The following is an 8,408-nucleotide window of genomic DNA, read 5'->3' on the forward strand; positions in this document are numbered from 1 at the left end:
GGTGGGGTGTGGCGGTTTTTGCGCGTTGGTGGTGTTGCTGCCGGGAATGTGGCCGGACGGGGGAGCGTGGGGAAGCCTCCCCCGGTTCCGGCCGCTTTTCGTGCCCCGCTCTCAGCCGCTCTTCGTGGCCCCCACGGTGCCGCGTCCGTCGTCCAGTTCCGCGCTCACCGCCACGGCCGCCGCGTCGTCGTCCGAGTTGATCTTGTCGATGACCGCGAGCCGCTCGGGGGTGTCCTCGGGCCGGATGAACCCGATCGCGATGTACAGGACGAGGGAGACCGCGAGGGGTACGGACACCTGATACTGGAGGGGTACGCCGCCGTCGACGTTCCAGTTGATCGGGTAGTTGACGAGCCAGAACGCCAGCAGCCCCATCGACCAGCTGATCAGCGCCGCCGTCGGCCCGGAGCGGCGGAACGGCCGCAGCAGGCCCAGCATCATCGGGATGGCCATCGGGCCCATCAGGCCGGCGACCCACTTGATGACGACGGTGATGATGTCCTTGAACGCGGGGGAGTTGACCTGTGTCGCCGCCGCCATGGACAGGCCGAGGAAGACGACGGTCGTGATGCGCGCGACCCGAAGTCCCTGCCCCTGGTTCCAGGTTCGGGCCCGCTTCCAGATGACCGGCGCGCAGTCCCGGGTGAAGACGGCCGCGATCGCGTTGGCGTCGGAGGAGCACATCGCCATCGTGTGGGAGAAGAAGCCGACGATCACGAGCCCCAACAGGCCGTGCGGCAGGAGCTGTTCGGTCATCAGGCCGTAGGAGTCGGAGCCGTCCGGCTTCTTCGACTCGACCAGCAGCGGCGACATCCACATCGGGAAGAACAGGACGACCGGCCAGACCAGCCACAGCAGCGCCGACAGCCGCGCGGAGCGCTCGGCCTCCTTCGCGTTCGGCGTCGCCATGTACCGCTGGGCCTGGTTGAGCATGCCGCCGTTGTACTCGAACAGCTTGATGAACAGGAACGCGAGCAGGAACACGGTGCCGTACGGGCCGACCAGCGGCTTGCCGTGGCCCTGGAGCGCGGGCTCGTCCCAGGCGCCGAGGAACCCGATGTTCCTGTCGTTCAGTTCGACCACCACGGCGATGAACATCGCGACGCCCGCGAGGAGTTGGATGACGAACTGGCCCAGCTCCGTGAGCGCGTCGGCCCACAGGCCGCCGATCGTGCAGTACACGGCCGTGATGGTGCCGGTGATGAGGATGCCCTGGTTCAGCGAGATGCCGGTGAAGACGGACAGCAGGGTCGCGATCGCCGCCCACTTGGCGCCGACGTCCACGATCTTCAGCAGCATCCCCGACCAAGCGAGTGCTTGCTGGGTCTTCAGGTCGTACCGGTTCTTCAAGTACTCCAGCGGGGAGGCCACATGGAGCCGTGAACGCAGCCGGTTGATGCGCGGCGCGAACAGCTTCGAGCCGATCGCGATGCCGAGCGCGATGGGGAAGGACCAGGTGACGAAGGAGGTCACCCCGTAGGTGTAGGCGATGCCGGCGTACCCGGTGAACATCACCGCGCTGTAGCCCGACATGTGGTGGGAGATACCGGAGAGCCACCACGGCATCTTGCCGCCGGCGGTGAAGAAGTCGCTGACGTCGTCGACCCGTTTGTGCGACCAGACGCCGATGGCGACCATCACGCCGAAGTAGCCGATGAGCACGGCCCAGTCGAGACCGTTCATGTGCCCCCTTCCAGGGTTCGCCGTCAACGTGGGGGTTCGCAGCAGGCAGGCAGGGCAGGCATGTGAACTCTGGGTGTGATGGTGTGCTCACGGCAAGCGCGAGGAGGGTCAAGGGGGAGTAAAATCGTTCGGCGAGGTGACCTCAATTCCTGTACGTGAACGCTGAATTGAGTGGTCCGGCACCGGTGAACCGGCTGGTCCGGCGCCGCTCAGCGCATCAACTCCCCAGCGTTCACCAGCAGCGACTGCCCCGTGATCGCCCGCGCCCGGGGCGACGCCAGGAACACCGCCGCGTCCGCCACGTCCCCGTCCGTCGCCAGCTCCGGCAGCGCCATCCGCCCCGAGAGCCGCTCCAGCACCTCACCCTCGGGCACCCCCTCCGACCGCGCCGTGAACCGCACGTACGCCTCCACCGGCGGCCCCCACATCCACCCCGGCAGCACCGTGTTCACCCGGACCCGGTACGGCCCCAACTCCCTTGCCAGCGAGTACATCACGCTCGTCAGCGCCCCCTTGGACGCCGCGTACGCCGCCTGCTTCACCTGCGAGGGCGCCGCCACCGCCGACTGCGTCCCGATGAACACGACCGCGCCCCCGCCGCCCTCCTTCAGCGCGGGCAGACAGGCCCGCGTCATCCGCAGGGTCCCCAGCAGATTCACGTCCATGACGGACCGCCAGGTCTCGAAGTCCGCGTCCTGGACGCCCCCGAAGTAGGAGTCCCAGGCGGCGACTTGGACGACGGCGTCGATACCGCCGAACCGCGACACCGCCAACTCGGCGAGAGCGGAACACTGTTGCTCGTCGGTGATGTCGGTGGACCGGAACGCGGTGCGCGCCCCGCCGGGGTCGATGTCCCGCGCGGACTTGGCGAGTTGTGCCTCGGTCCGCGCCCCGAGCACCGCGTTCCCCCCTTCCCGTACGACGGCCGCCGCGACCTGGTGACCCAGGCCCGCGCCGACTCCGGACACGACGACGGTCTTGCCGGTGAGCAGAGACACGGACCCTCCCTGTTGGCCGCTTCCTGACGCTGGCGCATTGTCTGACGGACCGTCAGAGTATGGGCGAGCGCGCAGGAAAGGGGAACGCACATGAACGAGACCGGCACCGGCGGGACCACGTCGGGCGAGGCCGCCTCCAAAGAGGCCGAATCCAGCGCCCGTTACGCCGAGTTGGCGGCCACCGGCCCTTACGGCGTCCACCCCGGCCACGCCCTGATCACCATGGTCGAACCGCACCCCGGCCACGAGTACGCCTACAACCGCTGGTACGAGGACGACCACTTCTACGCCGGCGCGATGGCGATGCCCTGGATGTACGCGGGCCGCCGCTGGGTCGCCACCCGCGACCTCCAGCTCCTGCGCTACCCGGAGAAGTCGGCGGTCGCCCAGCCCGTCACCCAGGGGTGCTACCTCTCCACCTACTGGATCACCGACGGCCGCTACGCCGACCACATGCGCTGGACCGTCTCCATCAACCGCCGCCTCAACCAAGACGCCCGCGTCTACCAGGACCGCACCCACGTCCTCACGGCGTTCCAGGACCACGAGACGACGGTCTACCGCGACGGCGCGGCCGGCCCCCGCGACTTCCACGCCCTGGACCACCCCTACCAGGGGCTGATCCTGGAGGTGATCGACGCCGAGGCGCCCGAGCGGCGCACCGACCTCCTCCAGTGGCTCCGTACCCGCCACCTCCCGCGCGCCCTGAAGGCGTCCCCGGCGGCGATGGTGACGGTCTTCCGGCCCACCCCCCTGCCCGTCGACCGCATGTCGTACGTGAAGCAGGTCGAGGGCACCGACACCCGCCTGACCCTCCTGTGGTTCCTCGAACAGGACCCCCGGGAGGTCTGGCAGGACCACTTCACCGGCCTCGACGCCCGGGTGGAGGAGGCGGGCCTCGGCAGGGTGGAGCTGGTGGCCCCCTTCATCCCGACGATTCCGGGGACCGACCGCTACGTAGCGGAGCTGCGCTAGCTCTCAGGTACTAGTGCGGGACTACTTGAGTTCGTCCGGGCACGGCGTCCCCCGGGGCAGCTGGTAGGGCGCCGCCAGCCGGTAGATGCCCGCCGTGGGGGCGACCAGCATCGTCCACTTGTCGCCCTCCGTGTCCTCCTCCGTCTCGTACAGGCAGCCGTGGAGGTTCTCGTAGACCTTCGGCTCGCCCTCCTCGCGGTGCTTGGACGCCTCGGTCTCCTGGGGGGCCTTGAGGCTCTTGCCCTGCGCGTCGACGATGCTCAGCCAGGGGGAGTAGGGGATCTTGACCAGGACCCGCCCGGCCCGCTTCACGTCGATCGTCATCTCGCCCTGCTCGGCGCGCTGGACCACCGCGTCGGGCTCGGCGAGCGGCGCCGGGTCGTTGACCCGGAAGAGCTGCCAGTTGGCGTCGCCCCAGATCTGCTTCAGGTAGGGCAGACCCCGCTGGACCAGTTCGCGCTCCCGCTCGGCGCCGTCCCCGTCCGGGGCGTCCTTGGGTACGACGACGAAGTGCACGGCCCACCGCTTGAGCCATTCGTGGTAGTTCGCCGAGTTGAGGGTGTCGTCGTAGAAGAGCGGGTTGCGCTTCATGTCGGCCTGCCGGTTCCACCCGCGCGCGAGGTTCACGTACGGCGCGAGCGCGGACGCCTCCCGGTGCGAGCGCGCCGGTACTACCTCCACCCGCCCCTTCCCCGCGCCGACCTGCTGGAGCTCGTTCACCAGCGGCGCCAGCTCGCGCGCCCAGGACGCGGCGGGCGTCGTCCGTACGACGTCGTCGACCGACTTGAAGCCGACCCACACCACGAACCCGACCGTCGCGATCACCAGCGCGTACCACTTGCGGCTGCGCGGCACCGCGAACGGCAGCGCGCACGCGACCACGACGCCGCCGAACAGCATCGCGAGCCGGGTGATGTTGGAGCCGATCTGCGAGCTGACGATCCACACGCCGAGCACGAACAGCCCGTACACCGCCGCCGTGATCCGGACCGTCTTCCAGTCCTTCGGCACGCCGAAGAAGACGATCACCGAGTAGATGAACGGCAGTGACGCCGAGCCGATCGACATCGGCTGCGTCCCCGAGAACGGGAACAGCCACGCGGAGACGCCGACGACGAGGGCCGGCGCGATGCCCAGCGCCCACGCCCCAGGGCGTCGCTTCTGCAAAAACAGGGCGACCGCCACGAGGCCGACGAAGAGGCCCGCGACCGGGGACGACATCGTCGCCAGCGCGGCCAGCGGCGCCGCCACCAGGGCCTTCGCCCAGCGCTTGTGGCGCCACTTGTGCGGCCAGCAGAAGACGGCGGCCACCGCGCCCAGCGCGAACATGTTGCCCAGGCCGAAGGTGACCCGCCCGCTCGCCGCGTTGCACAGGAACGCGACAACCCCTATCAGTGCAGGCCAGACCGGGTTCTTCACCGGCCGTGAGCGCAGCAGGATCAGCGTCAGCAGGCCCGCCGAGAGCGTCCCGGCGATCATCATCGTCGTCCGCACGCCGAGGACCGACATCAGGTACGGCGAGATGATGCTGTACGACACCGGGTGCATCCCGCCGTACCAGGCGAGGTTGTACGCGGAGTCGGGGTGGCGGCCGACGAACTCCGCCCACGCGTCCTGGGCGGCCAGGTCGCCGCCGCTGTTCGCGAACGTGAAGAACCAGAGCAGGTGCAGGCCGCCCGAGAGGACGGTCATGGAGAGCACCAGGTGGTGCGTCAGCCAGGCGCGCAGCCGGGTGAGGCGGGGGCCGAAGCGGGCGTCGAGGCGGGCCCCGAGCGAGGGCCTCACCCCGGACTCCCCGGTGCTCCCGGACTCCCCTGGGCTGCCGGCCGCCGTGGCGGGGTCGAGCCGGTCATGCGAGCCGGAGTGCGGCGCGGGCAGCCGTATTCGCGGGCGAGGGTCCGGGCCCGGACCGGTGTCGTCGCGTGTCGGCTCCGCAGTGGCCACCTGTAGGCACTCCCCGTGTCCCGTCTTCTTCTTCTCGTCCCCTACCGGCTTCCCGTAAGACCGCAGGGTTACGACCACAGGGTGAGCGGCCGTCGAGTTGTGTCCGTTTCGTGACGCTAGCACGCAGCCCGCCGGCCAGGACCGGGTGGTACTGGACGACGGGCCGCGGGAGGGTGCCGGGTCAGCCGAGGCGGGTCAGCTTCGCGCCGAAACCGGGTTCCGCCAACTCACTCCTGAGAGCTACGGGTACCTTCACGGCGCTCGCGGAGCCGCCGTCGCCGACCGTCAGGGTAGCGACCTGGGTACCCGCCTTCGCGGTGTGCGGGAGATCACCGGCGACGAAGGAGAGCTTCACCTTCAGGCCGGGCCAGCCGACCGCGGTGACGTCCCGCGTGACTACCACGGGGGTACGGCCGCCGAGGCCGTCGTCCACGTAGCCGACGACGTCGCCCTTCTTCAGGATCGTCGCCGACGTCAGGACGTCCTGGGCCGCGCGGATCAGCTTGTCGCCGGAGTCCAGGGCCGCGCTGAGGATCGTGTTCTCCGGGCCGCCCGCCGGCTGCCGGACGACCGCGCCGATGATCGTCCGGGTCTCCCCGCCGACCTCCTTCTTCGCGGCGAACATCAGGTTGCCCAGCGCCGAGGTCGTCGTACCCGTCTTGATGCCCACGACCTTGTTCTTGCCGACCAGGCCGTTCCAGTTCGAGTGGTACTCACCCTTGTAGTCCGTGTACGACATCATCGCCGCGACCTCGCGGAAGACGGGCTGCTCCATCGCCGCCTTGCCGAGCTTCACCTGGTCGATCGCCGTCGAGACGGTCGTGTCGTTCAGGCCCGAGGGGTCCGTGTACGTCGTGTTCGTCATCCCCAGGTCCTTGGCGGCGGCGTTCATCTTCTCGACGAAGGCCGTCTCCGAGCCGACGTCCCAACGGGCCAGCAGGCGGGCGACGTTGTTCGCCGACGCGATCAAGATGCTTTCCAGCGCCTCGCGTTGGGTGATCGCGTCGCCCTTCGTGACGTTCACGGTCGATTCCTGGCCCGCGTTCGACTGGTCCTGGGCGGCCTGGTCGATCGGGATCTTCGGGCCGTCCTCGCCGCTCTTCAGCGGGTGGTCCTTGAGGATGAGATACGCGGTCATCACCTTCGCGACGCTCGCGATCGGGACCGGCTTCTCCTGGCCCGACGAGCCGAACGTGCCCACGCCCTGGACGTCCAGCGCGGCCTGGCCCTGCGCGGGCCACGGGATGTCGACCTTGGCGCCCTCGAAGGTGTGGACGCTCTGCGCCGTCAGGTCGAGCGTCGGCTTCGGGAGCGGGCGGACCATCTGCGCGATCGCGAACACGACCGCCAGCAGGATCACCAGCGGCGTCCAGATCTTCACCCGCCGCACGAGGGCGCGCAGCGGGGTGGGCGGCGGCGGGGGCGTGTTCGTCAACTCCGCCAGCAGGTCCAACGGCGGCTTCGGCGGGAGGGGTTGCTGGGTCGTCCGCTCCGGGCCGACCTGGGGTACGGCGGTGGTAGCGGTCGCCTCTGCGCCTGTGGAGCTACGCGGCTTACGTCCCGCCGGGTCGTCCAGCGGCTTCAGCGCGACGAACCTGCTGGTCCGCTCGGCCTCGGCGTCGGCGTCACCGCCGGCACCGGTACGCGGCTTCCCGGCCTCGCCGGCCCTGCCGCCGGGGGCGGCCTTCCCGGCGCCGTCGGTCTTCGGGGCGGTGCCCGTCTTCGGGGCGGCGCTCGGCTTCGGGGCGGCGGTGGTGGACTCGGCGGTGGTGCCGGTCTTCGCGGCTGCGCCCGTGCCGGTGGTCGCGTTCGCGGTTCCGGCGGCACCGGGCTGCTTCGGCCCGCCCGCGATCCCGGCGCCTTCGGTCTTTGCGGGGGCACCGGCTTTTCCGGCGGGGCCGGTCTCCTCGGAGGCGTCGGTCTTCCCGGTGCCCCTGGGGTCGCTCGACTTCCCGGAGGGGTTGGCTTCGCCCGGCTTCGGGGTGGCGTCCGTGTCCTCGGCGGTGCCGGTCTTCCCGGCCGAGTCCGTGTCGGTGGTCGCGTTCGAGGTGTCGGGCTTCTTGGCGGCGGACGTCGTCCAGGCGGCGCCGGCGGCTTTGCCCGTGGAGGCCGGCTTCTCGGCGTCGCCCGGCTTTCCGGAGTCCGTCGTCGTGCCGGGCTTCTGCACGTCGCCCAGCTTCAGCATCGTCGTCGGCTGGTCGACGTTCGGCTTGGGGCGTACGGCCTTGAAGATCGCGGTCGGGTGGTCGATGGGGGCGGCGTCGTCGGAACGGTCCTCGGTGCGGGCCGAGTTGGTGTCGGCTCCGTCGGGATCGGCCTTGTCGGCAGGGGAGTTGTCTCCAAGGGAGGACTTCTCGCCGGGCTCGGTCCCCTTCGCGCTGCCCGAATCGGTGCCGCCCTTCGGGGACTTGGCCTCGGCGTTGCCGGAATCGGCCTTGTCGGTGGGCGAGTTGTCGTCAGAGCTCGTGTTGGTGGTGGGCGAGCTGTCGCCGAGGGCCGTGTTGGCGCTGGGTGAGTCGGAGCTCGTGTGGTCCATGGGTGAGTTCTCGGCGGAGGGGGTTTCCTCGCCGGGCTCGGCGTCGCCGGAATCGGCGTTCCCCGTCGGGGACTTGGACTCGGCGTCCTCCGAACCGGCCTCGTCCGTCGGCGAGTCGACTATCTCGCCGTCGGCTTTCGAGGTCGGCGCGCCATCGGCGTACGAATCCGTCGCGCCCTCGGGCGAGTTGTCCTGTTCGTCGGCCGAACCGGCGGTTCCCTCAGGGGAGTCAACGACTTCGGCGTCGACATCGTCGTACGCGTCCGCAGCCG

Annotated in this window: 5 protein-coding genes; 1 reads left to right on the forward strand and 4 read right to left on the reverse strand. The window is 70.0% G+C overall.

Going from position 1 to position 8,408, the window contains the following annotated elements; all coding sequences use genetic code 11:
• Nucleotides 1–111: 111 nt before the first annotated feature.
• Nucleotides 112–1,683, reverse strand: coding sequence for a sodium:solute symporter family protein (locus tag AOK24_RS19150; RefSeq protein WP_055721294.1), 1,572 nt, complete (start codon nt 1,681–1,683; stop codon nt 112–114).
• Between the two features lie 209 nt (nt 1,684–1,892).
• Complete coding sequence (locus tag AOK24_RS19155) at nt 1,893–2,681, reverse strand: SDR family oxidoreductase (RefSeq protein ID WP_055721295.1); 789 nt, start codon at nt 2,679–2,681, stop codon at nt 1,893–1,895.
• A gap of 90 nt (nt 2,682–2,771) precedes the next feature.
• Between AOK24_RS19155 and AOK24_RS19160 the strand changes: the two genes are divergently transcribed.
• Nucleotides 2,772–3,656, forward strand: coding sequence for a hypothetical protein (locus tag AOK24_RS19160; protein ID WP_055721296.1), 885 nt, complete (start codon nt 2,772–2,774; stop codon nt 3,654–3,656).
• A 21-nt stretch (nt 3,657–3,677) separates the two neighbouring features.
• Here the strand turns inward: AOK24_RS19160 and AOK24_RS19165 are convergent, their stop codons facing one another.
• Both AOK24_RS19165 and AOK24_RS19170 read right to left on the reverse strand, forming a co-directional pair.
• Nucleotides 3,678–5,600, reverse strand: coding sequence for a hypothetical protein (locus AOK24_RS19165; protein ID WP_055721297.1), 1,923 nt, complete (start codon nt 5,598–5,600; stop codon nt 3,678–3,680).
• 181 nt (nt 5,601–5,781) lie between these two features.
• Nucleotides 5,782–8,408, reverse strand: a 2,627-nt coding sequence (locus AOK24_RS19170) for a hypothetical protein (RefSeq protein ID WP_055721298.1), incomplete at its 5' end; no start/stop codon positions are given.

Source organism: Streptomyces niveiscabiei (assembly GCF_001419795.1).
GTDB classification, from domain to species: domain Bacteria; phylum Actinomycetota; class Actinomycetes; order Streptomycetales; family Streptomycetaceae; genus Streptomyces; species Streptomyces niveiscabiei.

What these genes read in the sequence shown, in the direction of transcription:
- AOK24_RS19150 (WP_055721294.1), bottom strand. Translation starts at nt 1,683, where the DNA reads ATGAACGGTCTCGACTGGGCCGTGCTCATCGGCTACTTCGGCGTGATG.
- AOK24_RS19160 (WP_055721296.1), top strand. Translation starts at nt 2,772, where the DNA reads ATGAACGAGACCGGCACCGGCGGGACCACGTCGGGCGAGGCCGCCTCC.